Annotated in this window: 23 protein-coding genes and 1 pseudogene; 12 read left to right on the top strand and 12 right to left on the bottom strand. The window is 64.7% G+C overall.

Annotation, left to right across the window (positions count from 1 at the left end):
• Positions 1 to 32: 32 nt before the first annotated feature.
• Positions 33 to 633 (bottom strand): annotated as a pseudogene (locus tag OKW44_RS06945) (Fur family transcriptional regulator).
• A 205-nt stretch (positions 634 to 838) separates the two neighbouring features.
• Positions 839 to 1,465 carry a glutathione S-transferase family protein gene (locus OKW44_RS06940; RefSeq protein WP_018420840.1) on the bottom strand — a complete coding sequence of 209 codons (627 nt, stop codon included), beginning with the start codon at positions 1,463 to 1,465 and terminating at the stop codon, positions 839 to 841.
• A gap of 181 nt (positions 1,466 to 1,646) precedes the next feature.
• On the opposite strand from OKW44_RS06940, the gene OKW44_RS06935 reads away from it, so the two are divergent.
• Positions 1,647 to 3,314, top strand: a complete 1,668-nt coding sequence (locus OKW44_RS06935; protein ID WP_018420841.1) for an ATP-binding domain-containing protein — start codon at positions 1,647 to 1,649, stop codon at positions 3,312 to 3,314.
• Positions 3,315 to 3,354: 40 nt separating this feature from the next.
• On the opposite strand, the gene OKW44_RS06930 is transcribed toward OKW44_RS06935, so the two are convergent.
• Positions 3,355 to 4,302, bottom strand: coding sequence for a phosphoribosyltransferase (locus OKW44_RS06930; protein ID WP_018420842.1), 948 nt, complete (start codon positions 4,300 to 4,302; stop codon positions 3,355 to 3,357).
• Between the two features lie 270 nt (positions 4,303 to 4,572).
• Here OKW44_RS06930 and OKW44_RS06925 point away from each other — a divergent pair, with 270 nt between their 5' ends.
• Complete coding sequence (locus OKW44_RS06925; RefSeq protein ID WP_018420843.1) at positions 4,573 to 5,142, top strand: putative pterin-binding protein; 570 nt, start codon at positions 4,573 to 4,575, stop codon at positions 5,140 to 5,142.
• Positions 5,112 to 6,959, top strand: a complete 1,848-nt coding sequence (locus tag OKW44_RS06920) for an ATP-binding response regulator (RefSeq protein WP_026225865.1) — start codon at positions 5,112 to 5,114, stop codon at positions 6,957 to 6,959. Before OKW44_RS06925 ends, OKW44_RS06920 begins: the two co-directional genes overlap by 31 nt.
• 51 nt (positions 6,960 to 7,010) lie before the next feature.
• On the opposite strand, the gene OKW44_RS06915 is transcribed toward OKW44_RS06920, so the two are convergent.
• The 3 genes from OKW44_RS06915 to OKW44_RS06905 form a co-directional block, all read right to left on the bottom strand.
• Positions 7,011 to 7,865, bottom strand: coding sequence for a helix-turn-helix domain-containing protein (locus OKW44_RS06915; protein ID WP_018420845.1), 855 nt, complete (start codon positions 7,863 to 7,865; stop codon positions 7,011 to 7,013).
• A gap of 404 nt (positions 7,866 to 8,269) precedes the next feature.
• Positions 8,270 to 9,610 (bottom strand): type II toxin-antitoxin system HipA family toxin, encoded by a 1,341-nt coding sequence (locus tag OKW44_RS06910; RefSeq protein ID WP_018420846.1) that lies wholly within the window; start codon positions 9,608 to 9,610, stop codon positions 8,270 to 8,272.
• 1 nt (position 9,611) lies between these two features.
• Entirely contained in the window at positions 9,612 to 9,866 is a 255-nt protein-coding gene (locus OKW44_RS06905; protein ID WP_018420847.1) for a helix-turn-helix domain-containing protein, read from the bottom strand.
• A 217-nt stretch (positions 9,867 to 10,083) separates the two neighbouring features.
• Between OKW44_RS06905 and OKW44_RS06900 the strand changes: the two genes are divergently transcribed.
• The 5 genes from OKW44_RS06900 (at position 10,084) to OKW44_RS06880 (ending at position 16,201) form a co-directional block, all read left to right on the top strand.
• A complete protein-coding gene (locus tag OKW44_RS06900; protein WP_018420848.1) occupies positions 10,084 to 11,424 on the top strand; it encodes an NAD(P)/FAD-dependent oxidoreductase in 1,341 nt (446 codons plus the stop codon).
• Positions 11,425 to 11,471: 47 nt separating this feature from the next.
• Entirely contained in the window at positions 11,472 to 12,104 is a 633-nt protein-coding gene (locus tag OKW44_RS06895; protein WP_018420849.1) for a cysteine peptidase family C39 domain-containing protein, read from the top strand.
• Between the two features lie 129 nt (positions 12,105 to 12,233).
• Complete coding sequence (gene lhpI / locus OKW44_RS06890) at positions 12,234 to 13,166, top strand: bifunctional Delta(1)-pyrroline-2-carboxylate/Delta(1)-piperideine-2-carboxylate reductase (RefSeq protein ID WP_018420850.1); 933 nt, start codon at positions 12,234 to 12,236, stop codon at positions 13,164 to 13,166.
• Between the two features lie 237 nt (positions 13,167 to 13,403).
• Positions 13,404 to 14,885, top strand: coding sequence for a glucose-6-phosphate dehydrogenase (gene zwf, locus OKW44_RS06885; RefSeq protein WP_026225866.1), 1,482 nt, complete (start codon positions 13,404 to 13,406; stop codon positions 14,883 to 14,885).
• A 170-nt stretch (positions 14,886 to 15,055) separates the two neighbouring features.
• Entirely contained in the window at positions 15,056 to 16,201 is a 1,146-nt protein-coding gene (locus OKW44_RS06880; RefSeq protein WP_026225867.1) for a nucleoside hydrolase, read from the top strand.
• A gap of 33 nt (positions 16,202 to 16,234) precedes the next feature.
• On the opposite strand, the gene OKW44_RS06875 is transcribed toward OKW44_RS06880, so the two are convergent.
• Entirely contained in the window at positions 16,235 to 17,191 is a 957-nt protein-coding gene (locus OKW44_RS06875) for a LysR family transcriptional regulator (protein ID WP_026225868.1), read from the bottom strand.
• A 740-nt stretch (positions 17,192 to 17,931) separates the two neighbouring features.
• Positions 17,932 to 18,984: an NAD(P)-dependent alcohol dehydrogenase gene (locus OKW44_RS06870; RefSeq protein ID WP_018420855.1), complete on the bottom strand. Its 1,053-nt coding sequence runs from the start codon at positions 18,982 to 18,984 to the stop codon at positions 17,932 to 17,934.
• A gap of 337 nt (positions 18,985 to 19,321) precedes the next feature.
• On the opposite strand from OKW44_RS06870, the gene OKW44_RS06865 reads away from it, so the two are divergent.
• Positions 19,322 to 20,290, top strand: a complete 969-nt coding sequence (locus OKW44_RS06865; RefSeq protein WP_026225869.1) for an AraC family transcriptional regulator — start codon at positions 19,322 to 19,324, stop codon at positions 20,288 to 20,290.
• Here the strand turns inward: OKW44_RS06865 and OKW44_RS06860 are convergent.
• The 3 genes from OKW44_RS06860 to OKW44_RS06850 are packed head-to-tail and all read right to left on the bottom strand — an operon-like array spanning position 20,287 to position 22,425.
• Positions 20,287 to 21,093, bottom strand: coding sequence for a molybdopterin-dependent oxidoreductase (locus OKW44_RS06860; protein ID WP_026225870.1), 807 nt, complete (start codon positions 21,091 to 21,093; stop codon positions 20,287 to 20,289). The genes OKW44_RS06865 and OKW44_RS06860 overlap by 4 nt on opposite strands.
• Positions 21,090 to 21,740 carry a cytochrome b/b6 domain-containing protein gene (locus OKW44_RS06855; protein ID WP_018420858.1) on the bottom strand — a complete coding sequence of 217 codons (651 nt, stop codon included), beginning with the start codon at positions 21,738 to 21,740 and terminating at the stop codon, positions 21,090 to 21,092. Before OKW44_RS06855 ends, OKW44_RS06860 begins: the two co-directional genes overlap by 4 nt.
• Positions 21,741 to 21,783: 43 nt before the next feature.
• A complete protein-coding gene (locus OKW44_RS06850) occupies positions 21,784 to 22,425 on the bottom strand; it encodes a DUF5666 domain-containing protein (protein ID WP_018420859.1) in 642 nt (213 codons plus the stop codon).
• Positions 22,426 to 22,657: 232 nt separating this feature from the next.
• On the opposite strand from OKW44_RS06850, the gene OKW44_RS06845 reads away from it, so the two are divergent.
• From OKW44_RS06845 to OKW44_RS06835, 3 genes are all read left to right on the top strand, one after another.
• Positions 22,658 to 23,329, top strand: a complete 672-nt coding sequence (locus tag OKW44_RS06845) for a heavy metal response regulator transcription factor (RefSeq protein ID WP_018420860.1) — start codon at positions 22,658 to 22,660, stop codon at positions 23,327 to 23,329.
• A complete protein-coding gene (locus tag OKW44_RS06840; protein ID WP_018420861.1) occupies positions 23,326 to 24,726 on the top strand; it encodes a heavy metal sensor histidine kinase in 1,401 nt (466 codons plus the stop codon). Before OKW44_RS06845 ends, OKW44_RS06840 begins: the two co-directional genes overlap by 4 nt.
• 104 nt (positions 24,727 to 24,830) lie before the next feature.
• The gene (locus OKW44_RS06835) at positions 24,831 to 25,133 is read left to right on the top strand and encodes a putative quinol monooxygenase (protein ID WP_018420862.1); all 303 of its coding nucleotides are present in this window, start codon (positions 24,831 to 24,833) and stop codon (positions 25,131 to 25,133) included.
• Between the two features lie 46 nt (positions 25,134 to 25,179).
• Here the strand turns inward: OKW44_RS06835 and OKW44_RS06830 are convergent, their stop codons facing one another.
• Complete coding sequence (locus OKW44_RS06830; RefSeq protein ID WP_018420863.1) at positions 25,180 to 26,658, bottom strand: sensor domain-containing diguanylate cyclase; 1,479 nt, start codon at positions 26,656 to 26,658, stop codon at positions 25,180 to 25,182.
• Positions 26,659 to 26,691 lie beyond the last annotated feature (33 nt).

Below are 26,691 nucleotides of genomic sequence, written 5' to 3'. Positions count from 1 at the left end.
ACAGCGTTGCGCACGCGACGCGTGGCGCGCCGCTATTTCGCCGCGGCCACCGGCGCGGCCGCGCTGGCCTCTTTGGCCGCCTGACAGGCCGCACACAATCCCTTCAACTCGATTTCGTCGCTCGCGAGCCGGTAGCCCGCGTCCTCGATCTGCGCGACCAGGGCCTGGCGCAACTTCGGTTGATGCAACTCGGTGACGCTGCCGCATTGCTGACATACGACGAGAATGCCGTGCTGGCATTGCGTCAGATCATGGCAGACAGTGAACGCGTTGATCGATTCGATCCGATGCACCAGCCCCACGGACAGTAAAAAATCCAACGCGCGATAGACGGTCGGCGGCGCCCGAGCCGGCGTGGATCTGGCGCATTTCGTCGAGCAGCGAATAGGCCTTGGTCGCGCGTCCCGAGTTCAGCAGCAGTTCGAGCACCTTGCGCCGGATCGGCGTGAGTTTTTCGCCGCGTTCGCGGCAATATTCCTCGGCAAGTGCGAGAGCCGCTTCCTGCGACGGGCCATGTGCGTGCGACGGCTCGTGCACGTCGTAATGCGCTTGATGATCGCGTGCATCGGCGGCGGGGGCGGCAGGTGTGGGAGCGACCGGACGGCCGGTCGCGGCTGGCTTGGCGGTTTTCATGCGTCGATTATAGAGGCAGGCGGGATGCAGGTGCCGCGCCGGTTGAAGCGTCGCGAGAATCGGGATTCCCGTTCATCGAGAAAGTGGCCCCGTCAGGTTTGCTCCGCCCGGCCGATGGCGTTCCCCCAGATATGGTTTACGACGGACAACAAGGGTCTTTACCGGCAAAAAAATGCCTATTCCTTTCCGCCGACCCGCGCCATGCTCAGGTCAACGGAAAATCCACATACTTCTTGAACCCGGAACGCGTCGTGAGACGCGAATACCAGCGCTCCAGATTCGGCAGCGGCGGCCGCTGCAAACCGTCGAGGCCGAACCAGCGCTTCGCGTACGCGCCGATCACGATATCGGCGAGCGTGAACTTGTCGCCTTCGAGAAAGAAGCGGCCCTGCAGATGCGTGTCGAGCAGGCGCCACAGGACGGTGACGGCCTTCGCGTCGGCGGCGAGTTTGGCGGCGTCGCGCTCGGCCTCGGGCGTGCGCACGAGGGTCCAGAACACGGGACGTTCCACTGGCTGCAGCGTCGACAGCGACCAGTCCAGCCAGCGGTCGATGCTCGCGCGCAGTTTCGGGTCGGCCGGATACAGCAGGCTCGATTCGCCGTATTGCATCGCCAGATAGCGCAGGATCGAGTTGGATTCCCACAGCACGAAGTCGTCGTCGACCAGCGTCGGAATCTTGCCGGTCGGGTTCATCGCGAGATAGTCGGGTTCGTTGTTGCGGCCGAATTGCAGGCCCGCGTCGATGCGGTCGAACGGCAGCACGAGTTCGTCGCAGCACCACAAGACCTTCTGGACGTTGACCGAATTGGCGCGTCCCCAGATCGTAATCATCCGGTAAATCCTTTTCTCTTACAGTTGGCAAGCCGCGCGGCGTGCGCGGCGTTCAGCCAGTAACGATACACGATCCGCGCGGCTTTGCGCGAGGGCCGCCCGGCCGACATTGCGTTGCGTACAATGACCGCACTCCGGATTGCCCGCTGAAACCACGCATCCCAACTCATTGAGGCATCGCATGGCCCGCATTGTTCCCGACGACTGGAAGAGCCTCGAAGCGACCGGCGCGGCGGCGCGCGAACGCGAAACGCTCGCGTTGCTCGAGAAGGCACTGCCCGCCGACTACACCGTCTACCACGGCGTGCATTGGACGCGCCTGAACCAGAACTTCTCCGTGTTCGGCGAGGCCGATTTCGTGATCGTGAGTCCCGCCGGCCGCCTGCTGATCATCGAGCAGAAGACCGGCTTTCTGCGCGAAACGCCGAAGGGGCTCGTCAAGGTGTATCTGCAGACCGAGCGCAACGTCGCGATCGCGCTCGCGCATACGATCGAGAGTCTGCACCGGCGTTTTACCGCGGCGTTCGGCGCGGGCGCGTATTTCATCGAGGAACTGCTGTACTGTCCCGATCACATCGTCAAGGATGCGGCGATCGCCGGCGTGAATCCCGCGCGCATCGTCGACGCTACGCGGCGCGAGCGTCTCGCCGCGATCATTCGCGAAGCGCTGCCGGCCGATGAACCGCGGCTTCCCAGCGCGTCGAAAATCCACCACTTTCTCGCCGACGAACTCGCGTTGACGCCCGACACGAGCGCGCTCGTCGGGCAGGCGGGCACGCTCGTCACGCGCCTTTCGGGCGGACTCGCGACATGGGCCCGGCGGCTCGAATTCGCGCCGTTCCGTTTGCGCGTGATCGGCACGGCGGGCTCCGGCAAGACGCAACTCGCGGTGCAGGTGATGAAGGACGCGGTCGCGCGCGGCGAGCGGCCGTTGTACGTGTGCTTCAACCGGCCGCTCGCCGATCACATCGCGCGGGTCGCGCCGCCGGAGGCGAAAATCGCGAACTATCACCAGCTCTGCGACTGGGTCGCGCGCGACGCGGGCCGCGCGCCCGATTTCCGGTCGGCGCAGGTGTTCGATCAACTGGAGGCCGTATTCGCCGACACGCCGATCGAACCGCGCTGGCAATTCGACGTACTGATCGTCGACGAAGGGCAGGATTTCCAGCAGCCATGGGTTGCCGCGCTCGAGCGGCTGCTGCGGCCGGGCGCCGCGTGGTGGTGGCTCGAAGACCCGCTGCAGAATCTGTACATGCGTGAGCCGGTCTCGTTGCCAGGCTGGACCACGCTGAAAGAAACCACCAATTACCGCAGTCCTCGCGACATCCTCGATTATCTGCGCGATGTGCTGGGCGCGTCCGTGCCGCTGGCCGCGGCACTTACGTCGGGCAGTCCGTTCGACGGCTCCGAGGTTTCGGTGTCGGTCTACGACGAAGCGCTGGGCGCCGATAGCAGTATCGACGCAACCAAGCGCGCCATCACGCAGGCGCTATCGCTCGGTTTTCGCAAGCAGGACATCGCGGTGCTGTCGTTCCGCGGCCGCGAGGGCTCGGCGATGAGCGCGCTCGATCATCTCGGACCGCATCGGCTGCGCAGTTTCACCGGCAAATACGATCTGTTCGGCAACCCGGAGTATCGTGAAGGCGACGTGCTGTTCGAGTCGATCTACCGCTTCAAGGGGCAGGCGGCGCCGTGCGTGATCTTCACCGAGATCGACTTCGACGCGTTCGACGAACGCAGCGCGCGCAAGCTGTTCGTCGGCGCGACGCGTGCGACGATGAAGCTGATCGTCGTCGCGTCGCAGCGGGCCGCGCGGCATTTGCAGTTGCGCGAGGCGAAGGACAAATAGCGGCGGCGTTCGGGCGCTGCGCCCACCCAGAACGTTGCGCTCAACTCCACGCCCTTGCGCTCACCAGCATCCCCGTGCGCGTCAGCGCATCCCACCAGATCACGCGCAGCAGCGGCGCTTGCTGCGCGATCAGCAGCGCCTGCACCGGATCGCTTTCGACGAAGTGCGTGACACCGGCCCGTAGCGCCGCGCTCGCCTTGTGCGCGGCCGCGCCGGCGGGGCTGTCGTCGTGCAGGCCGGGCGTTCGCATCGCCAACTGCATGTGAGCGAAGCCGTGTCGCGCGAGCCACGCTTCGGTGCGCGCGCGATCCATCTCCGGGCGGCCCGTGATTATCGTGCGCACCTGCTGCAGGTCGATGCCGGGCAGCACCTCGAACGGCAGCAGTGCGTCGCGCTCGGCGAGCGCGGCGGCGAGGTCCTCGTCGTAGCTCGCGAGCGGTACGTCGGGCAGCAGGATGCCGTCGAGGTCGATCGCGTAGGCCGCGTACTCGTGGTCGTTGGCCATCGCGGGCGCGGCGCCGGCTTCGACGCGCGCCCAGTCGTCGCGGTAGCGCTCGGTGTACGCCTGGCGCTCCCATGGAAAGAGGGCGAAGTAGCCGCGCGCATCGATCGCGTAGTCGGGCTGCGCGCGGCTCAGATCATCGACCGCGGCGGTCAGGGTTTTGACTTCGAGCCCGTGCGCCTGCAGAAACGCGATGCAATCGACGAGCGTAAAACCGCGTCCCGCGATGTCCTCGCACAACAGCACTTTCGATCCGGCGGGCGGGATCGGCAGCGTCGAATCCCATGCGACCGCGCGAGTCTGGCGGTCGTAGCGCAGGAACGCGACCGGCGCGCCGACCGCGTGCGACACCATCAGCGCGAGCGGCGCGCCGCCGCGCAGAATCCCGAGCGCCATCGCGAAACGCTCGGCGAGCAACGCGGGTTGCAGCGATTCGATCCAGTGATCGAGCTGTTCGTACGTCAGAGGCAGGACCGGCTTGTTCATGACTATCGAGGCGCCGCGTGGCGCGATGGAAGGCAATGGTCCGCGGGGATGCGCGCGCGGCGCGCGCTGACGCACTGGCGCGACATAGCGGGTCCTCGCTTTTGAGTCAGCGCATTTTGGCGATATTATGCATGCGGGTCAAAGGTCGCGTGTCGGGGTGGCACGCGTTTGACGGCTCGGCACGGCGCAACACTTCGCGTGGCATGAGATCGGCTGACCGTGGCGCCGCCCGCGGTCCGGCGAATCAACGAAAACGGATAAAAAAAGCAAATGGCCAATCTGATTGCAACGCTGCGCAACGCAGCCAGCGGACCCAGTGTGCCCTGGCGGATGAGCTGGCTGACGGGGCTGGTGGGACTGATCGTCGGGCTTTCCGTCTGTTGCGCGCATGCGCAGCCGGGCGCGCGGCAGTCGCCGCCGCTGGCGCTCGACGTGCAGGGCAAGATCGCCAATACCAACGACGCCGCGCATCGCACCTATCACTTCAACGAGGCTCAACTGCTCGCGCTGCCCGTGCATACGATCACGACCTCGACCACCTGGACGCCGCGCTCGACGTTCACCGGGCCCAGGCTTGCCGACATCCTGAAGGCCGTCGGCGCGCACGGCACCCAGATCGAACTCCACACGTTCGACGACTACACCTACACCGTGCCGGTGTCGGACTGCGAACGCTACGGCGTGATCGTCGCGTACAGCATGAACGGCCAGCGCCTGAAACTCAGCGACTTCGGGCCGCTGTTTCTGATCTATCCGCGCGACGCTTTTCCCGATGAACTGACTGGCGCGGTCGGCGACTCGAAATTCGTATGGCAGATCAAGGCCCTCATCGTCAAATAGCGCGCCGTCCGTGGCGGCGCGTGTTGTACGTGCTGATCTGGCTGATGGCGCTCGCGGCGCCCGCCGGCGCGATCGGCTATCTGCTCTATGCGAACCTGTTGAACCCGCGCACGACCGAGCAACTGACCGGTACCTACGACGGTTTCTACTGGGACGCCGCGCAACTGCAGATCGCGTACGCGCGCTTCGAGAACCAGCTGCTGCTGTATCAGTCCGGGGCCGACGACGATTATCAGCGGTTGCAGCTGCGCTTCCAGCTGCTGCAATCGAAGCTGCGCGTGATGGCCGGCTCGACGCAGCGGCTCTCCGCGCAGCTCGCTCTGTTGCAGCGGCAGCTCGACGAAATCAAGACGCTCGAGACTATGCTCGACGACATCCAGCCCGAGGTCGACGTACTGCAGCGCGACCGTGCGGGTGCCGCGCGGATCGACGCGCAGCTGCGCCAGCACTGGAGCGAGGTCAACGATCTCGCGCTGTCGCGCCGTTTCGCGGACGTCGCCGACCGCGAGGCGATGAACCGCGATTTCATCGACAAGCGCCGCATCCTGTTCGCGGGCGGTCTGGTGCTGCTATTTCTGTCGGCGGCGGCGACGCTGCTGCTCGTGCTCAACGCCCGGCGCCGCACGCGGCTCATGCGCCAGCAGCGCGCGGCGCTGGAAGCCGAGCATCAGGCGAGCCGCGCGGCGCGCGAGGCGAGCCTCGCGAAGGATGCGTTTCTCGGCATGATCGGCCATGAGCTGCGCACGCCGCTGCATGCGATCGTCTCGTCGGTGGAACTGCTCGGCTTCAACTATCACTCGGATGCCGACCGCAAGGTGATCCAGCGGCTCGAAACCGCGGCGCGCCATCTCGAGGCGCAGATGAAGGACCTGACCGACTACGCGCGCCTTGGCGCCGGCAAGCTCGAACTGCGGCACCAGCATTTCGAGCCGCGCGAGCTGCTGGCGTCGATCCTCGATGAACACACGATGTCCGCCAGGACGCGCGGGCTCGAGCTCGAAGGCGAGGCGAGCGGCGCGAGCGGGCTCGTCGAGTCGGACCCGCACCGCATCCGGCAGATCGTCAACAACCTCGTCACCAACGCGATCCGCTACACCGAGACCGGCACGGTGCGCGTCGAACTGCGGCAAGAGCCGGCGCTGCTGATTTTCGTCGTCAGCGATACAGGGCCGGGCGTGTCGTCTGAACAGATCCCGTTGATCTTCGAGGAGTTCACGCAGCTCGACGCGTCGCGCACGCGCCGCTTCGAAGGCGCGGGGATGGGGCTCACGATCGTGCAAGGGCTCGTGAAGCTGTTCGGCGGCACGGTGGATGTTGCGAGCACGGTCGGCGAGGGCACCAGCTTCACGGTGACGATCCCGGTCGTGCCGGTCGCAAGCGTCGAGCCGGCCGACGTCGCGGAGCAAGCCGAGCCGGACGGCGCACAGCCGTGCGTGCTGATCATCGACGATAACCGGCTGATCCGCGAGTCGCTCAGCGAAATGGTCGCGCACATGGGCTACGACTCGCTCGCACTCGGCAATGCCAACGACGCGCTCGCGTGGCTCGACACCCACCGCTGCGAAGTGGTGCTGCTCGATCTGCACATGCCGGAGCGCGATGGCTACACGTTTCTCGAAGACTTCGCGACGCGCGACGGACCGTCGGCGGGCGTGCCGGTGATCGTGGTCAGCGCGTACGCGCCGGAGGTCGTGCGGAATGGCGAAAGTGGCGCGACTGGCGCGCCGTCGGTGTTCGAGGCGCTGTTAAAGCCAGTCCATTACGAGGATCTGAAGCACGCCCTGCAGCGGGCGCTGGCGGCGCGGCATCAGGCGTGAGCGCGTGAAGGCGGCGCTGCCGCGAACGGGGCGCGCATCGGCGCCCGCGCTTCAGGGGCGGTTAAGCCGCTTCGACAGATCGGCGACGAGGATCGCCATGCGCGCGGGCTTCTCGTAGCACGCGACGTCGTAATCGCGGATCACCTCGCTGATCTCTGATTCGCTGGCCTTGCCGGTCAGCAGTTCGCCGGTGAGCACGAAGATCGGCGCGTCCGGGTTCTCCGACGCGCGCACCGCGCGAATCGCGGCCGCGGAGGTCTGCGAGCCGAACAGCCAGTCGATGATCACGCCGTCGAACACCTGCGTCTGCAACTGCTCGCTGAAGGCCGCGAGCCCATAGATCGCGACCGCCGTGAAGCCGCTGCGCTCCAGATAATCGCGCAGGTTATCGGCGCTTGCACGATCGTCGTCGACCACCGCGATGGCCGGCTTGTCGCTCTCGGCGCGGCGCGGATAGATCTCGATCTTGTGGACCTCGTACGCGCTCTGATACAGCGCGCCATCATGACGCGAGACGCGCCATTGACCGAGCCGCGAATAGGCGACGAATTCCGGGCGGCTACCCGGTTCGAGCGCCGCGCCGACCCACGCGGTGCAGGCGATTTCGGTCGCGCCGATGCAGAACACCGCCTCCTGGGCGATCGCGCCGACGACGCCCGGATCGAGCGACTGCGCGCCGAACAGCTGCGCCGCGGGTTCGTCGAATACCTCGGCGACTTTCTTGATCTGCGACAGCGTCCACGGACTATTGCCGCGCAGTTTGCGGTGCCCCTGAGAAAAACTCAGGTCGAGGATGCGGCATAGCTCCGTGGTTTGCTGTCGCTTGCCGATTCCATGCCTGCTCATCAACTCGCGCACGCGCTCGGCAACCGCGATGGAGTCGGGTGAGTCTGTTTCGTTGGCCATGCTGCGTGAAAATCCGCCGGGTTAAAAGGTACATGGGGAGCGCGGTCGACAGGCGCAAGCTGACCCTGCGCATGCTATGCGCATGAATCGGTCACGCGGGGACAGCAAATGTACCGCAAAAAAATTCACCATTATGATTTTGTCAGACCGGCCGCCGAGTCCGCTGATGCAAGCGACGCCATGGCCGTGCCGGTGACTTTGATGCATTGAGCATCAAAAGGCATTCTACCGGTGAATCGATGACGAAACCGTAGGGAATCCACGAATGAGTAGTGCGCAAGGCGACGGATCCGGCTGCTTGCCGCAAAGCCTGGCGGGTCCGCCCTTGCGGAAAAGCCAGGCGAGAGGGGCAATGAAAAGTGTGTCCGGAGGTACGGGTTTGCGCCGGCACGCGCGGTCCGCGTTCAGCTTGCCGGCATCGTGTCGAGCCGGGCCGCCGAATTTTGAAGTCCTTTGAAAATCCGCTCGGCGACCTTGCCCGGAAAGCGCTCGGGCAACTCCGCCGACACCCGCTCGATCACGCCAGGTGTCTGCTCGATCAGACGCTGGAGCAGCGGCTCGGCGTCGGCGCCGTACGAGCATTTCAACGCCATCGCGTTGAAGTGTCGCCGCTGCACGTCGCGAAACGCATCGTGCTTGCTGCGCGACCATAGACCCATCGCAAGCCGCGCCTTGTACCACGACCACTGGTTCGGGCCGTTGCCCTCGACCGGCCAGATCGACATCACGTCGTAAAGCGGCGTCAGACGGTACTGGCCACCGGCGAGCAGGCGGATGCTGAAGTTCTTCGCGTGGCCGTCCGGCGCGGCCAGCATCCAGAACAGGATCTGGCTCGCGAGCAGGGTCTCGATGTCCTGCCGCGCCTCGACCGATTGCTGCAGAATCCGCGCGAGGTCGAGCACGCCGGGGCCGCCCTCGTTTTCGTACTTGCGATGCGACGGCACGCCGTACACCTGGCAGAAATCTTCCTGCGGCAGACGCAGCAGCCAGCTGCCGCTCGAATGCATCTGCCGGTCGAAGCGTTCGACGGCGAGCACGCGCTGCTTGCCGAACCTGAGCATCTCGGTGTTCGCGACCGGCAGGCCGAACGCGCGCAGAATCCGCAGACACAGCCACTCGTTTTCGACCGACGTGCTGAGATCGGCGAGCCGGTTGCCGACCAGCCCGAGCGGCAGCTTGAAGATATGCGTGGTCGGCGTCGCGCCGTGCGGCCGTTGCCATTGGCCGTCGTGCCACAGCAGCGCGGTTTTCTCCTGCGCGCCGGCGAGCGAGATGCGGAAGTCGTCGGATTCGTCGGGCGCGCCGAGCGTCGGTTTGCCGACCGTCTGCGCGAGCAGCGCCTCGATGTCGTCGTCGGAAAGCGGCGTGCCTTCGATGCGCTGGACCCCGGCCGGCGCGTCGTCTTCGGCGAGTAGCTGGACCGCGCCTACGCAGTCGCGGCCGATGGCCTGCAGCAGCTCGAACGCGTCGAGCGTTTCGGTCCGGTAGCGCTGCGCGATGCGTTTGCGGATGACGTCGCTGTCGGGCAGCAGGTTGTCGAAGTAGTTGAGCACCCGCGGCCCTTTGTGCGTCATGTTGCCGGGCGTGAACGGCAGCGACAGCGACAGCGGACGACCCGCGGGCGACGCGATCCAGGCGGCGTCGTAGGCGAACTCCATCGGGCCGCGCGCGGGCAGCCGCCAGAGCCCGACGCGCTCGCCGTTGGCCCACACCGACAATGCCTTCGAAGCGGTTTGCCGGGCCATCTCACCACTCGACGTTCGGTGCCGGCTCGGAGCTCGGCTGATTTTTGTCGCGCAACTGCAGTTGCAGGCCGTAGGCGCCGCACAGCGCGAGCAGCTGGGTGAGCGTGAGCCCGCTTGCATCGGTTTCGAGCGTGGAAATGCGGCTTTGGCTCACGCCGACGCGCGCGGCGGCCTCGGTCTGCGTGAGGCCGGCCTGGCGGCGGCTGGCCGCTAGCAACTGCGCGAGCTGGTCCGAAGTGGCGATCAGATGGAGCATGGCGGATTATCTGCGAGACGAATAAATGCAATTTATGCGTGAGACGAATATTTGTCAAATATTTGCGTGACGCATAATCGACGAATATTCGTGTGACGGATAATCGGGCATTCCGGCAGGCGCCGGCTGCGACCAGCCGCGGTGCCGACGTCGCTCGTCATTGCGGACAATGGCCCGCACTGCGAAGATGACGCCCACCTCTCCAACCCGCCCACCAATGACCACGACTTACCCGCTGCACTCGACCTTCACGCCCGCCGACCAACCGTTTCCCAGCCACGCCGACGTCGTGATCGCCGGTGCCGGCATCATGGGCTGCGCGGCCGCTTATTACCTGGCGCGGCGCGGCCTGTCGGTGGCGGTGCTCGACAAGTCGCGGATCGCCGGGCAGCAGTCATCGCGCGCGTGGGGCTTCGTGCGTCAGCAGGGTCGCGAAGCCGCGGAGGTGCCGCTGATGATGGCCAGCATTCCATTGTGGAAAGAACTCGAACGCGAGCTGAATTTCGATCTCGAATGGCGCCAGGGCGGTTGCCTGTATGTCGCCACCCATGACGAAGACTGGACATCGTTTCAGCAATGGATCGAGGTCGCGCGTCAGTATGGCCTCGATACCCGCACGCTCGACCGCAGGCAGATCGACGCCGTGGTGACCGGCATGCAGGGCCCCGCGCTCGGCGGCCTGTACACGCCAAGCGACGGTCAGGCCGAACCGCGCCGCGTCGCCGCGGCCTTCGCGGCACGGGCGGCCGAAGCCGGCGCGCTGTTTTTCGAGGGCTGCGGCGTGGTCGGCGTCGAACGCGCGGGCGGTGCGATCGCTGGTGTGGTCACCGAGCGCGGCACGATTCGTACCTCGCGTTTGATCTGCGTGGCCGGCGCGAGCAGCTGGCGGCTGCTCGGAACGCTCGGTCTCGAACTGCCGCAGCAGGCCGTGCGCGGTACCTGCATGCGCACCAATTCGTTGCCGCCGATCACGGCGTCGACCTTCTGGGGCCACGGTCTCGGCATCCGGCAGCGCGCGAACGGCGCGATCAATCTCGCCGACGACATGCAGGTCGACGTCGACATGACGCTCGGTCATTTCCGCGCGCTGAAATGGTTTTTGCCCGAACTGTGGACGCAGCGCGAGAAGTTCAGCTTCCATCTGAACGGCGCCTGTTTGCACGATCTGCGCGAACGTCTGCCAGGCGGCGTGCCCGACGCCGAACGCGTGCTCTATCCGCGCGACCCGCATCCCCAGCCGAACGCGCGCCACGCGCCGCGCGCGCTGACAAAGCTGCGCGCACTGTTTCCGGCGTTGCGCGACGCCCAGGTGGTCGAGGCGTGGGCGGGGCTGATCGACGTGTTGCCCGACGGCATTCCGGTGATCGATGCGCCGCCGCAGGTCCCGGGCCTGACGATCGCGACGGGTTTCTGCGGTCACGGTTTCGCGATGGGGCCGATCGTCGGCAAGCTGCTGGCTGAACTCAACGATGGCGGCGAGGCATCGCTTGATCTGTCGGCGTTCCGTTTGCAGCGTTTCTTCGACGGCACGATGAAGCGGCCGCGCAGCATGCTGTAACCCCGCGCAACCCAACCCGATCCAACCCAACCCGACCGATAGCACCGATGACCGAACACGTCCTCCGCCACGCCGACGTCCCGTACCACACGCAATGGGGCAGCCCCGAGTGGGTGCGCGACATCGTCGAACGACAGCGCGACCCGTGCGACGATCCGCACTGGCAGCGCAGCGGTTTCGCCGACCCCGAGCGCTACCGCTTCTGGGCGCAACGCCTGTGCGGGCTGACGTGCCTCGAGTCGGCTCTCGACTACTGGAGCATCGATCACGCGCCGCGCGCCGCACTGCTCGACGACGCGCTGCGGCACGGCGTATACCGGTTGCGCGACGATGGTGGCGTCGACGGTCTGATCTACCGGCCGTTCGCCGACTGGGCTGGCCCGGCGTTCGGCCTCGATATCGACGTGCTGCCACAGGCGTCGCTCGAGGAGATCGCGGCGCGGCTCGACGACGATACGCTCGCGATCGTGTCGGTGAGTCCCGAGATCCGCTATCCGCAGCGGACGAACCAGCGGCGGGGCGGTCATCTGATCCTGCTGCACGGGCGGGATCGCGGCGGCGTGTGGTTTCACAACCCGTCGGGCGTCGCGCCGCATCAGTCCGACGTGTACCTGCCGTTCGCGACGATGTCGCGTTTCTATGCAGGGCGGGGGATGACGCTCAGCCGCGGCACGAGCTAGCCGGCGCGCTGGGCACGAAGCGGAGTCGCGATTCGGCGGGCAGTAGACGTCCACACGACTGGTCAATTTTTTCGCGCTCGGTTACGGTGACGTCATGCCCACTCCATCCCCCATTGGATCGTTCCGCCCATGACCCGCCCGACCACGCAGATCTTCGACGCCGCCACCACCGCGCGGCTGATGCCTTACGCAGCGCTCGTCGACGCGTTGAGGCGCGCTAGCATTGACTACGCGCAACGACGCATCGTGAGCCCCGAGCGGCTCGTTGTGCCGCTGAACGCCGGTGGCGTCATGCTGTCGATGCCCGCCACCGCGCCCGATCTCGCGATCCACAAGCTCGTCAATGTGTGCGCGAGCAACGGCGCGCGCCATCTGCCGACGATCCACGGTCAGGTCATGGCCTTCCATGCCGATACCGGCGAGACGCTGTTCATCCTCGATGGTCCGACAGTGACGGGGCGCCGGACCGCGGCGATGTCGATGCTCGGCATCGCGACGTTCGCCACGGGCGCGCCACATGAATTCCTGTTGATCGGCACCGGCACGCAGGCGCTCAATCATCTCGAGGCGATCGGCGAACTGTTTCCCGACGCGCGCGTGTGGGTCAAGGGCAGCGCGCCCGCGCGCGCCGAAGCGTTCTGCGCGGCGCAGCGCGGCAAGGTGCGTGAGCTGCGGCCGCTCGCGGATGCGGGCGCGACGATTCCCGTTTCGGTCGACGTCGTGATCGCGTTGACCACGAGCAAACAGCCGGTCTACGACGAAACGGCGCGCGCCGAGCGGCTCGTGATCGGCGTCGGCGCTTTCACGCCGCAGATGGTCGAGATCGGCGCGACTACGATCGCGGGCAGCGCGCTGTTCGTCGACGATCAGGCTGGCGCAATGCACGAGGCCGGCGATTTCATCCAGGCCGGTGTCGATTGGGCGCGGGTGGGCGGGATCGCCGCGGTGCTCGAGCAGACGCAGCCCTTGCCGGCGGGGCCGGTGATGTTCAAGAGCGTCGGCTGCGCGGCGTGGGATCTGGCCGCGTGCCGGGTCGCGCGCGACGCGCTGGCGCGCGGCTGAGCGTCAGCGGCCCAACCGGCAAATAATCGCGCAAAATATCCCGAAAAAACAATTGTCTGGCGCGCAAGATTGGCAACTTGCGCTAACCTGCGGCAGATGTTGCCGTGCAAACTATCTCAAAACGTTGCACCATAGATGTTTGCCGGAAAAAGCGCCATAGCGGACGTGAGCCGTAGCCCGTCCGCGCCGCCGCCGATTCCTGATCGACGCCTTCCCCCTAGACGCTGCGACCGTGCCATGACGACCCAACAAGCTCCTGCAACACCCGACCTGCCGCTTGATATGATCATCTTCGGCGGCACCGGCGACCTGTCGTTCCGCAAGCTGCTGCCCGCGCTGTACATGGCGCATCTGCACGGCAACCTCCCGCCCGACACCCGCATTCTGACGATCGGGCGCAAGCCCTGGTCGCGCGAGGAATACATCAGTGAATTCATGGAGCAGAAGGCCAAGCCCTTCATCGACGAAAAAGCGTTCGACGCGTCGGCGTGGGACAAATTCCTCGCGATTTTCGAATACGTGCGGATGGACGTCGATGCGGCCGAGGACTACCTGCGCCTGAAGGAAGCGTCGCGCGACGGCGTGAACCGCGTGTTCTATCTGGCGACCTCGCCGGATCTGTTCACCCATATCTGCGACAACCTGTCGTCGGCCGGGCTCGTCGACGGCAATTCGCGGGTGGTGCTCGAAAAGCCGCTCGGCCACGATCTCGCGTCCGCTCAGGAGATCAACAACGCGGTCGGCAAGCATTTCGAAGAAGCGCAGATCTACCGGATCGACCACTACCTCGGCAAGGAAACCGTGCAGAACCTGATGGTGCTGCGCTTCGGCAATCCGATTTTCGGGCCGCTGTGGCAGGCGCCGTACATCAAGAGCGTGCAGATCACGGTGGCCGAAACGGTCGGCGTGGGCAGCCGCGCGGGGTTCTACGACAAGACTGGCGCGCTGCGCGACATGGTGCAGAACCACCTGCTGCAACTGCTGTGCATCGTCGCGATGGAGCCGCCGGTGTCGCTCGATCCCGACGCGGTGCGCGACGAAAAGCTGAAGGTGCTGCGCTCGCTGCGGCCGATGACGCCCGAGGAGATCGCGCGCGATACGGTGCGCGGCCAGTACACGGCGGGCGCGGTGGATGGCGAGGCGGTCAAGGGATACCTCGAGGAAGACAACGTGCCGGCGGGTAGCCGCGCCGAAACCTTCGTCGCGTTGCGCGCGCGGATCAACAACTGGCGCTGGGCCAACGTGCCGTTCTTCCTGCGCACCGGCAAGCGGATGCAGAAGAAGCTGTCGGAGATCGTCATCGAATTCTCCGATCTGCCGTTCTCGATCATCCCGAGCGGTGGACGAACCTACGGCAATCGTCTGGTGATCCAGTTGCAACCCGAAGAGTCGATTCAACTGCAGGTGCTCGCGAAAGAGCCGGGCAGCGGCATGCACATGCTGCCGGTGAGCCTGAACCTCGACCTGCAGCAGGCGTTCACCGAGCGTCGCGCGGAAGCCTATGAGCGGCTTCTGATCGACGTGATCCGCGGACGTCTGACGCACTTCATGCGCCGCGACGAACTCGAAGCGGCATGGGCGTGGGCCGAGCCGATTCTCGAAGGCTGGGCGAAGTCGGGCGAGCGGCCGCGCTCATATTCGGCGGGCACGTTCGGACCGGCGGCATCGACCGCGTTGATGACGCGGGAGAACGCCGTGTGGGCGGAGGAATCGCAGTAACTGGCTTTTGACAGCGCGCTTTTCGAAGCGGCTCGCGACGTTGCAGTGGCGTCGCGAGCCGCTTTTGCGTGTGCTGTCGTTGCCGCGTGCATTATTCGTCATTGATACGGCTTGCGCCTATGATGGTTTCCTTGTCCGCGTCACTCAGCGGCATTCCAAACGGGGCATCGATGAGGCGAATTCTCGTGGCATTGATCTGGGCGGCAAGCGTGGCAACCACACTCGATCTCGCGGCTTGCGCCAGCAGCAGTCTCGATGCCCGGAGCGATCCGCCGAAGGTGATCATCGACAGCGACTACAACACGCTCGGCGACGACGGCCAGCTCGGGGTGATGGCTGCGCAATTGCAGGCGCAGGGCTCGCTGAAAGTGCTCGGCATTACCGTGGTGTCGGGCAACCAGTGGTTGAAGCAAGGTGTTGCCGATGCGCTGAAATCGGTCGAACGACTCGGCGTCGAACAACAGATCGGCGTCTATGCGGGCGCCAACTACGCACTGACGCACGACTTCAAAACGATCCAGCGGGAACTGAAGGAATTCCCCGGCGGCGATGGCTATATTGGCGCATGGAGCAAGCCCGAGCCGAAATCGGCTAGCGACCTCGTCGCGCCGCCGGACGGCTTCGCGACGCACACGAAGGTGCAGAGCCAGAGCGCGATCGACTTCATCGCCGAATCGGTCAAGCGGTACCCGGGCGAGGTGACGATCCTCGCGATCGGCCCGCTGACCAACATCGCGTTGGCCACGCGCGAGCATCCCGAGATCGTGCCGCTGATCAAGCAGATCATTTACATGGGCGGCGCGGTCGACGTGCGGGGCAATACCACGCCCACCGCCGAATTCAACTGGTGGTTCGATCCCGCAGCGGCGAAAGCGGTGCTGGGTCTGCCGATCAAACAGACGGTGATCCCGCTCGACGTGACGGATACCGTGAAAATGGACAAGGCACTGTACGATCGAGTCGCGCACGATCCGGCGAAGCAGACCATCATCACGCAACTGTTCAGGACGCTGAACGGCTACGGATACGACGGCAAGGACGGCTTCGAGACCGATCCGAACTACACGACGAACATCTGGGACACGCTGACGCTCGCCTATCTGATGCATCCGTCGTTCGCGACGCAGACCGTCGAGGAGTGGGTGGATGTGGATACGGGCTTCGGCGCCAACGATGGCAAGGCAAGGGGCTACACGAGTTCGCCGCCGCCGGGTTTGCAGAAGATGACGGTCGTCAAACGATTTGATAATCCGGCGTTTTTTAATTTCTATGTCGATCTGTTGACGCGGCCGGTGCCGGTGCGGCCGTTGGACTAGTCAACGCGCGAGCGCCGCGCGCCCGCACCCGCTTCACGCGGGATGCAAGCCGCGCAGCAACTGACGCACGCGCGACAGATCCTGCTCGACGTGCCCGGCTTTCTCGAACAGCTCCGCGAGCCAATCGACGAACGCGCGCACGCGCGGCGACACGCGGCGGTTCTTCACATACGCGACCGAGACCGGCATCGGCACGGGTTTCCATTGCGGCAGCACTTCATGCAGCAAGCCCGAATCGAGGTAAGGCTGCGCGGCGATGCGCGCGGGCTGGATCATGCCGAGGCCTTGCAGTCCGCAGGTCAGGTACGCTTGTTCATCGCTGACTTGTACGAAGCCGTTAAGCTTGACCTTGCGCGCTTCGCCGTCCACTTCGAAATCGAAGTCGCATTCGCGGCCGCTATGCGGCGACACGCAGTTGACCGCGACGTGCGCGCGCAGATCGTCGAGATCGGCGGGCGTGCCGTGGCGGGCCAGGTAGGCCGGACTCGCGCAGGTGACGTGATCGAGCGTGCCGAGTTGCCGCGCGACGAGATTGGAATCGGGCAATTCACCGAGCTGGATGCTGCAGTCGATTGCTTCGGAGACCAGATCGACGGTGCGGTTGCTGACGCCGATCGCGAGGTCGAGTTTCGGGTAACGGGTGTGGAACTCGTCTAGCGACGGCAGCACGATTGCACTCGCTACCGCGCTGGGCATTTCGATGCGGAGGCGGCCGGTCAGGTTGTCGGTCGAATTACGGAGGCTGGCTTCCATTTCGTCGATGTCGGCCAGGATTTGCGCACAGCGTTCGTAATAGGCTGCGCCTTCTGGTGTGATGCTCAGGCGGCGCGTCGTGCGGACTAACAGCGCTGTGCCCAGCAGGGCTTCCAGGTTTTGGACGATCGTCGTCGCCGTTGCACGCGGAATGTTTAATGACTCCGCTGCGCGGGTGAAGCTGTTGGTGTCCACAATTCGGATGAATGTGCGCATTGCAGTTATTCTGTCGATCACTGGGATGCTCCAAATGGTTTTCTGTTTTTTTGCCTGCGGTGGATTTGTCTTTGTTCTTGTGGTGTTGGCCTTTCCTTGCTGACTTGTCGGTCTATTAGCGTTGCCCCTGTGCGGGGCGGCACCTACTTTCTTTGCTGCTGCAAAGAAAGTAGGCAAAGAAGACAGCTCAAACCGCTAATTCTTAAGCGGGCACCGTGCTCCACGAATGGCAGTGGTGCATCTGGAATCCGTGCCCCCGCACATTCCACGGCAGTGACAAAGCCGTCATCCATCCCACTCCGCACTACGTGCGTCGCGGACGGGTATGCAAGGGAAACCAGAGTGTTTTTTTAGGTTAGTGGGGCCATCGGCTGCGCCTCGGCGACGCGCCGAAACAACCAATGGTTTGAGAACAGCGCTTCGGCGCGCGCAGCGCCGCCGGAAGAATGACGGCCTTGTCACTAACGCGGAGTGTGCGGGAACACAGATTCCAGATGCACCACTAGCCGCGGTATACAGAGGGACCCGCTTAAGAGTTAGCGGTTTGAGCTGTCTTCTTTGCCTACTTTCTTTGCAGCAGCAAAGAAAGTAGGTGCCGCCCCGCACAGGGGCAACGCCAATAGACCGACAAGAAATCAAGGAAAGGCCAACGCCCTAAGAACACAGAAAAAAGGGCGAAGGCAAAAAAAAACACAACAACAAAACAGAACCCCGCGCCGCAGGCGCAAAAAACCACCCGCTGCGCGGCCAAAAAGTTGCCATTACTTCCGCATCGAATCCATATCAACCACAAACCGATACTTCACATCGCTCTTGAGCATGCGCTCATAAGCTTCATTGATCTTCTGCATCGGAATCATTTCAATATCAGAAGTAATGCCATGCTCGCCACAGAAATCGAGCATCTCCTGCGTCTCGGCAATACCGCCAATCAGCGAGCCAGCAAGGCGCCGCCGCTTGAAGATCAGATTGAACACCTGCGGCGACGGATGATCGTGCTCCGGCGCACCCACCAACGTCATCGTCGCGTCACGCTTGAGCAGATTCAAAAACGGATTCAGATCATGCTGCGCAGCCACCGTATTGAGAATGAAATCGAAGCTATTCACATGCGCTTCCATCTCCTGCGGATTCTTCGAAACCACGACTTCATGCGCGCCAAGCCGCTTCGCGTCCTCGATCTTCGACGGCGAGGTCGTAAACAGCACGACATGCGCGCCCATCGCCCGAGCCAGCTTCACACCCATATGGCCAAGTCCACCGAGGCCGACAATCCCGACCTTCTTGCCCGGGCCCACGCCCCACGTGCGTAGCGGCGAATACGTGGTGATGCCCGCGCACAGCAGCGGCGCGACACCCGCGGGGTCGAGGTTCTGCGGCACGCGCAGCGTGAAAGCCTCATCGACGACCAGTTGCGTCGAATAGCCACCGTAAGTGACCTGTCCGTCGACGCGATCGACACCGTTATACGTGCCCACCCAACCGTTCTCGCAATACTGCTCGAGACCTTCCGCGCAGCTCGAACAGGTGCGGCACGAATCGACCAGACAGCCGACCGCGACCAGTTCACCGACCTTGTACTTCGTCACGTTCGGACCAACTGCGGTCACACGGCCTACGATCTCGTGGCCCGGCACGACCGGGTAGATCGTGTTCTTCCATTCGTTGCGCGCCTGATGCAGGTCGGAATGGCACACGCCGCAGTACAGCACTTCCATCTGCACGTCATGGGCGCGGGGTGCGCGGCGCTGGATTTCAAATGGGGCGAGCGGCGCGGTGGCGTCGGTCGCTGCATAGGCATACGTCGTGCTCATGGATGGCTCCAGCAAAGAGGGTGATGGCGCAACATGCGACGCGCCGGCGATGCGCAACACTGGGTTGCGGATGCGGCGGGCCGCAGCATGAACCGGGATCGGGGCGCGAGCGTTGGGGGCCGCCGTTGGCAAGCTGTCGGCGCATGGCGGTCGATGACCGCGCACGCTGCGCGCGTCGAAAAAGGCGATCCGGCAGGGTTCCCATGTTAGGAGCCCGGCGCCGCCCGGGGAATACCTGATCGTCTTGAAGGTTTGCCTAAAACTCTGGAGGGGCAGCGCGACAGGCTGTTTGATGCTAAATTTCAAGCATTATTCTCTTGGCCGTCGCCATATCGTCATGTCCACTCAAGCTGTCGGTTCCATTCCGGAAGACCCCGCGCAACGCCGCTTGCTCGAACTGTTCAACCTGCTCGCGCCGAATGCCGGCATGACGCGCTCGAGCCTCGAAGGCGTCAGCCTGCTGCGCGCGAATCGTCCGATGCCACGCATGCCGGTCATGTACGAGCCGAGCATCGTGATCGTCTGTCAGGGGCGCAAGCGCGGCTATCTCGGCGATCAGGTGTTCCAGTACGACGCGCAGCAGTACCTCGTGCTGTCGGTGCCGTTGCCGTTCGAATGCGAGACCGAGGCAAGCGAACAGGAACCGTTTCTCGGCATGTCGGTGCGCGTCGATCTGACGATGGTCGCCGAACTGCTGATGGCGCTCAACGAAACCCAGGGCCTCGCGCAATACGAACCGGCCGGCATGTATTCGACGCCGCTCGATGCCGCACTGAGCAGCGCGGTGCAGCGTCTGCTGGAGGCGCTCGCGTCGCCGCTCGACGCGCAAATCCTGGCGCCAGGCATCGTCCGGGAAATCTGTTATCGCGTGTTGACCGGCGAGCAGGGCGGCGCGATTCGCGCGGCGCTCACGCATCAGAATCACTTTGGCCGCATCGCGAAAGCGCTGCGGCGCATTCATGCGGACTACCACGCGTCGCTCGATGTCGATACGCTCGCGGCCGAGGCCGGCATGAGCCTCGCGGTGTTTCATGCGCAATTCAAGGCGGTCACCGCGACCTCGCCGATGCAGTACGTGAAGACCACGCGTCTGCATCACGCGCGTCTGTTGATGGTGCAGGATGGCTTGAATGCGGGCGCGGCCGCCGTGCGGGTCGGTTACGAAAGTGCGTCGCAGTTCAGCCGCGAGTTCAAGCGGCTATTCGGCCTGAGTCCCGTCGACGAGGTCAAGCGCATGCGCGTCGCTCACGATGCGCCGCCGCCGCGCGCGCACAAGCCGGTGCCGCGTTATGTGACCGCGGTCTAAAGCCCGCTGAACCAGTTGTAGCCCTGATCTTCCCAGTAGCCGCCCGGGTTCGAGTTGGTCACGAAGATCGCGGCGATGTGCTTCGGGTTCTTGAAGCCGAGCTTGGTCGGCACGCGCAGCTTCAGCGGATAGCCGTATCTGGCCGGCAGCGGCGCGTTGCGGAAATCGAGCGTCAATTGCGTTTGCGGATGCAGCGCGGTCGCCATGTCGAGGCTCGAGTAATAGCGGTCCGCGCATTTGAAACCGACGTAGCGCGCGCTCAGATCGGCACCGATCAGTTCGAGAAACGTGCGAAACGGCACGCCGCTCCATTGTCCGATCGCGCTCCATCCTTCGATGCACACGTGACGCGTGATCTGCGAGACCTGCGGCAACCTGCGCAGCTGCTCGAGACTCCAGCGGCGTTTATCCGCGACGAGCCCCGATACTTCGAGCCGATAGGTCGAGCCGTCGATATCGGGCGCGTCGAACTCGGGATAGAACGCGTTGAACGGAAACGGATCGGTGATATCGCGCGCCGACCAGGTCGGCGCGAGTTTGTTGCGATTGAACAGCCACGCCTGCACGCGGTCGTTCCAGCGCGACATCGCCCATAGCACCTTGTCGACGGAATCGTTGTCCTGCAGGTTGCAGCCGGACAGCATCGCGAGCGCGCCGATCGATAGCGAGGAGCGCAGAAACAAGCGGCGTTGCAACTGCTCGATTTGCGGCCGGTGCTCGGCAAGCACGATGCGTGAGCGGCGCGCGTCTTCTGTATTGGCACGCGTATCGTTCGCCATGTCGGTTCGTTGCGCGGCGCTCATGCGCGAGTCCTCTGGGGGGCTTGATCGATGCGCTGCGCGCCGCGCCGGACGCGTCCGGTGAACATCGGCGGCAACGTGCGCGGCACCAGCAGCACCAGCAGCAGATGCACGACGACAAACCCGACCACGCCGGCCATCGCGACGAAATGCACGCGGCGCGCAAAATCGAAGCCGCCGAACAGCGCGGTTAGCCACGACAATTGCACCGGCTTCCAGATCGACAGTCCCGATGCGACCAGCAGCACGCCGAGCAGCATTACCAGCAGATACAACGCGCGCTGCACGGCGTTGTACCTGCCGGTTTCGTGCGGCAATCTGAGGCGCAACGCAAGCGCCGCATCGCGCGCCAGCTCGCGGGCACGCACCGGCAGCAGCTTGCGACGCAAATGGCCGCTCGCGACGCCATGCGCGAGATACAGCAGGCCGTTCGCACACAGCAGCCACATCGCCGCGAAGTGCCATGCGATCGAGCCGCCGAGCCATCCGCCGACCGTCGCCCACACGGGGAACCGGAACGGAAAGATCGGCGACGCGTTATAGATCGCCCAGCCGCTCATCACCATGCAGGCCATCGCGAACGCGTTGATCCAGTGCGTCACGCGAACGACGAGGGGATGAACGACCAGAAATGCTTGCGAGTCGGGCATTGGCTTCAAAGACGAGGGGGATGAAGACGAACGACGGGCCGCTTTACATCGGCGGCGTCACGCCATGCTCGCCGGCCGAAATGAAATTCGCCGCCATCGCGCCGTCCGCTTCCTTGTGCGCGAACAGCACGACCTTCGTGCCGGGCGCGAGCAACGCGCGGCTGCCCGGCTCCAGACTGACGATGGGCACGTCCTGCGGAATCACGATCTTTTTCTCGCCATCCTTGTACTTGACGGTGATCGTGCGGCCGTTGCTGACCACGAGCGAGCCGACCGTGCCGTTCGTCATCGTGCTGTTCGCGCCGAGATCCCACGGCCGATGACCTTCGCCCGAACCGCGCATGCTCGGCGGGAACACATGCACTTCGAGCGCCTTCAACGTGCCGTCGGGCTGCGGAATCGCGGCGGTGCCGACGTAGCTGTCCGGCTTGATGTCGCTGACGTTGGCGAGCGTGACGCCGCGAATCGGCGTGTCGGCGGCGAGCTTCACGTCGACGTCCTGACCGTCGCGCGTGTGGACTTTGAGCAGATCGCCCGACAGCGACGTCACCGTGCCGCGCACGCCGGTTGGCGCGGCGGTCTGGGCCGAAGCCGCGAACGTCGTCGCGAGCAGCGCGGCGGCGAGCGCGGGGACGGCGAGGGCGCGCAGCGTTCGTGCGCGGGCGATCTTCATGCGGGTCTTCATGAGGCAACTCCAGGAAGGGATGCAGCGTGGTGGACGGTGGGTTCAGACTAGCCGTCGCATCGGCTCGTCAGAGTGACGGGAGGATGACAAAAACGTCATCAAGGGTCGAGGGCGGCCACGTAGAATGGCCGCCGGGAGCGCTGCGGTTCTTCTCGAGCGCTGTCATCAGGCTTTTTTGCGCGTGCGAGCGCGGCTTTTACGGTCGCATCGCGCGAGAGGAGCAGCGAGCATCATGAGCATTCTGGTCATCGAAGACGATCCGAAAACCGGCGACTATCTGAAGAAGGGCCTGCGCGAGAATGGCTACGCGGTCGACCTCGCGCGCACCGGCACGGACGGCCTGCATCTGGCGCTCGAGCATGAATACGAACTGATCGTTCTCGACGTGATGCTGCCCGGCATCGACGGTTGGGAAATCATGCGGGCGTTGCGTGCGCGGCGCGATCTGCGGGTGATTTTCCTGACCGCGCGCGATCAGGTCAGCGACCGCATTCGCGGTCTCGAACTCGGCGCCGACGACTATCTGGTCAAACCGTTTTCGTTTACCGAACTGGTGCTGCGCGTTCGCACGCTGTTGCGCCGTGGCGTAATCCGCGAGAGCGACGTGTTCGAAGTCGCCGACCTCAAGCTCGATGTGTTGCGCCGCCGGGTCACGCGCGAGGGCGTCGACATTGCGCTGACCAACAAGGAGTTCATGCTGCTGCATCTGCTGGTGCGCCGCGAGGGCGAAGCGCTGTCACGCTCGCAGATCGCATCGGAGGTGTGGGACATGAACTTCGATAGCGACACCAACGTGGTCGACGTGGCGATCAAGCGCTTGCGTGCAAAGGTCGATCACCCGTTCGGGAAGAAGCTGATTCACACAGTGCGCAGCATCGGCTACACGTTCGGCGACGGCGCATGAAACTCTGGAGCGAACGCTCGCTGATCGCGCGCACCACGTTGCTGTTCGCGCTGATCGCCTGCGCGGTGATCGGCTCGCTCGGCGCGTATTTCTATCATTCCGCCGAAGTCTCGCTGCAACGCCGCGCCGACGTCGTGCTGAGCGGCCGTGTCGAGCATTTCAGCCGCATCGTGCACGACCTTTATTCGGTAAGCGAATTAAAAAAGCGCCCGCTGCTGTTCGAGACGATGCTCGGCGCGGAAGAGGACGTATTGATCTTCCGGCGGCCGGGAGAAGCACCGTTCGTCGACGTGAATCCGGGCAGGCTCGCGGTGCCTGAGCTACCGGCCGGCCCGGCGGGCAATCCCCCGCGTGCCGCCGACGTGCGTCAGACGCGCCTGCCCGACGGCGTGCCGGTGCATTGGGCGATTGCGACCGCGACAGCACGCGAGGATGGCGCCGAAGTCGAGGTGATCGCAGGCCATCCGATGACGCACGAAATGCGCATGCTGGCCGAATACCGCAACCGCATCGTGCTGGCGACGCTGACCGGCATGCTGGCCGCGACGCTGCTCGCTTACTGCGTGCTGCGCCGCGCGCTGCGACCGGTTCGCGAGATCGCCACGCGGGCCGCGCAAATCAGTCCGACGAACCTGGCGGTGCGGCTCGACGACGAAGCGGCGCCGGTGGAACTGCGTCAACTCACACACGCGTTCAACGCGATGCTCGATCGTCTCGCCGACGGCTATCAACGCCTGCAGCAGTTTTCCGCCGATCTCGCGCACGAGATTCGCACGCCGGTCGGCGCGCTGGTCGGTCAAACCCAGGTGGCGCTCGCCCAGCCGCGCGAAGCCGACGAATATCAGCAACTGCTCGAATCGAATCTCGAGGAGTTGAATCGCCTGAGCCATATCGCGGAGAACATCCTGTTTCTCGCGCATGCGGATCATGCGGCGTTGTCGATCGAGCGGCAGCCGGTCGATCTGCATGGCGAGCTCATCAGGATCGCCGACTATTTCGAAGGCCTGGCCGACGAACGCGGGATGCGTTTCGAAGTCGACGCGGCGGGCGTCGCATCGGCCAATCCGATGCTGTGCCGCCGCGCCATCAACAATCTGGTCGTCAACGCGGTGCGTTACGGCGCGGGCGACACGATCGTGCGCCTGCGCGGCGCGCAGGACGAAGCAGGCGCGCTGGTGACGGTCGAAAACGAGGGCGAGCCGATTCCCGCCGTGCAACTCGACCGGCTGTTCGACCGCTTCTATCGCGGCGACGCGGCGCGCAGCGCGTTCACCGAATCGAACGGACTCGGGCTCGCGATCGTGAAGGCGATCATGCACCTGCATGGCGGCAGTGCGCGTGTGGTGTGTCCGCTGCCAGGCGTCGTGCGCTTCGAGCTGCGCTTTCCGGGTGCGTGACTTGCTAGCCGGGTAGGTCCGGCGCCGCCTCAGCCGACGCCGCCTATACTTTTCAAAGCGCTTTGAAAGGACCGTTCGCTGCCGAACTCACCAGGAGTCGCATCATGGTCAAGCTCGCTTTGTATGTCCGTCTGGAAGCCAAGCCCGGTAAGGAAAAGGAAGTCGAGGCGTTTCTGCTCGGCGCCCTGCCGCTCGTCGAGCAGGAGCCGGCCACCGCCGCGTGGTTCGGTCTGAAGCTCGGTCCGTCGACATACGCCATTTTCGACGCGTTCGACGACGAAGCCGGCCGCGACGCGCATCTGACCGGCAAGGTCGCGGCCGCGTTGATGGAGAAGGCGGGCGAGCTGTTCGCGTCGCCACCGAGCATCGTCAAGGTAGATGTGCTGGCGGCCAGGCTGCCGGGCTGAGGTTGAGCGTTGCGTTGGCGTGGTGAACGCCTGACGCCGGCGAGCGTTACTTCGCCGCCGCGTCCGCCCCAGGCTGCGCCCCGTAGTGCGCGCGCTTTTCCTCGTACATCAGCAGGTCGGCGCGCTGCACGCCCGCTTCCAGCCGATCGTCGCGCTGGCAGGTTGCCGCGCCCATCGAGAAGCTCAGCGGCGAGCCCGGATAGAACTGGTTGTTCATCTCGACGAGCTGGCGGATCGCGTCGATCATCGCCGCGCCGCCGCGCTCGTCGGTATCGGGCATCAGGATCGCGAACTCATCGCCGCCGATGCGCGCCGCGTGGAACGGCGATTCCATCGCCTTCGCGAGCACTTCGCCGGCACGCCGCAGCAGCGCGTCGCCGGCCGCGTGACCGAGCTGATCGTTCACGCGCTTCAGGCCGTTCAGGTCGGCCATGATGATCGTCACGGGCCACGGTCCCTTGCGTTCGAGCCGGTTCAGCTCGTCGACGTAGAACGAGCGGTTGCGCAGCTTGGTCAAGACGTCGTGCTTGCCGAGGAATTCGAGGTAGGCCTCGGCCTTCTTGCGCGCGGTGATGTCGGTCAGCGCGACGAGTACGAGGTCCCAGTCCTGTTCGTGGCCTGGCAGCACCGAGAATTGCAGGTGTACGTGCACCTCGTTGCCGTCGAGTGAATAGTTGAGCACCTCGCGCTGCTGGAACAGCTTGTTGTCCCACAGTTCGATCAATTGCTCGCGGAAATGCGGACGCATGTCGTCGCGGAACACGTCGGCGAGGCGCGCGAGCAGCGTTTTCTTGTCCTTCGCGCCGAACATCCCGAGCGTGTGATGGTTGACGTCGAGCACATGGATTTCAGCCATGCAGCGTTCGACGAACTCGGGATGGACGTCGGTAAACACGCGGAAATCGTTGATGCCGGCCGCGCGCGCGCCATCGAGCAGGCGTTTGACGGCGCTGAAATCCTCGACCCACAGCGATACCGGCGAATGCTCGAAGAGCCCGCGCGCGTATTCTTCCGCTTGCGCGACGCGGCGCCGCGCGCCTTCGAGCTCGGTGATGTCTTCGGTCGACACCAGCACGCGGTCCCAGCGTTCCTCGTGACCGGGCAGCACCGCGCCTTTCAGCAGCACGTCGAGGCGCCGTCCACCAAGCGTGTAGTTGACCGTGTGGCTCGTGAAGTTCGACTGTCCGGCCCATAGCTGGCACAGCTCTTCGAGGTGCGTTTTCAGCATGTCGTCGCGGAACACCGAGGCGAGATTGCTCGTCAGCGTGTCGAAATCGGCGGCCTCGAATTGCGTGAGCGTCTGGCGATTGACCTTGATTACGCGGATGCGATGAGCGCATTCGGTGACGCGGCGCGGGTCTTCGGCGAAATGGGCGCGCAGATCGGTCACGCCGGCGGCTCGCCACGCGTCGAACAATGCGCGCACGCCGCTGAAATCTTCGAGCCACAGCGACACGGGCGCGAGGTCGAACATCCCGGAGTCGTCGTTGATGGGCGCGGAGCCGCTCGTGAGGGTATCCAGCATGAGGTTCTCGGGGGCGGAAGTGCGGCTATTTTA

The organism is Paraburkholderia lebeckiae (assembly GCF_050436325.1).
Lineage (GTDB): Bacteria > Pseudomonadota > Gammaproteobacteria > Burkholderiales > Burkholderiaceae > Paraburkholderia > Paraburkholderia tuberum.
This window is presented reverse-complemented; position numbering and strand designations above follow the sequence as displayed.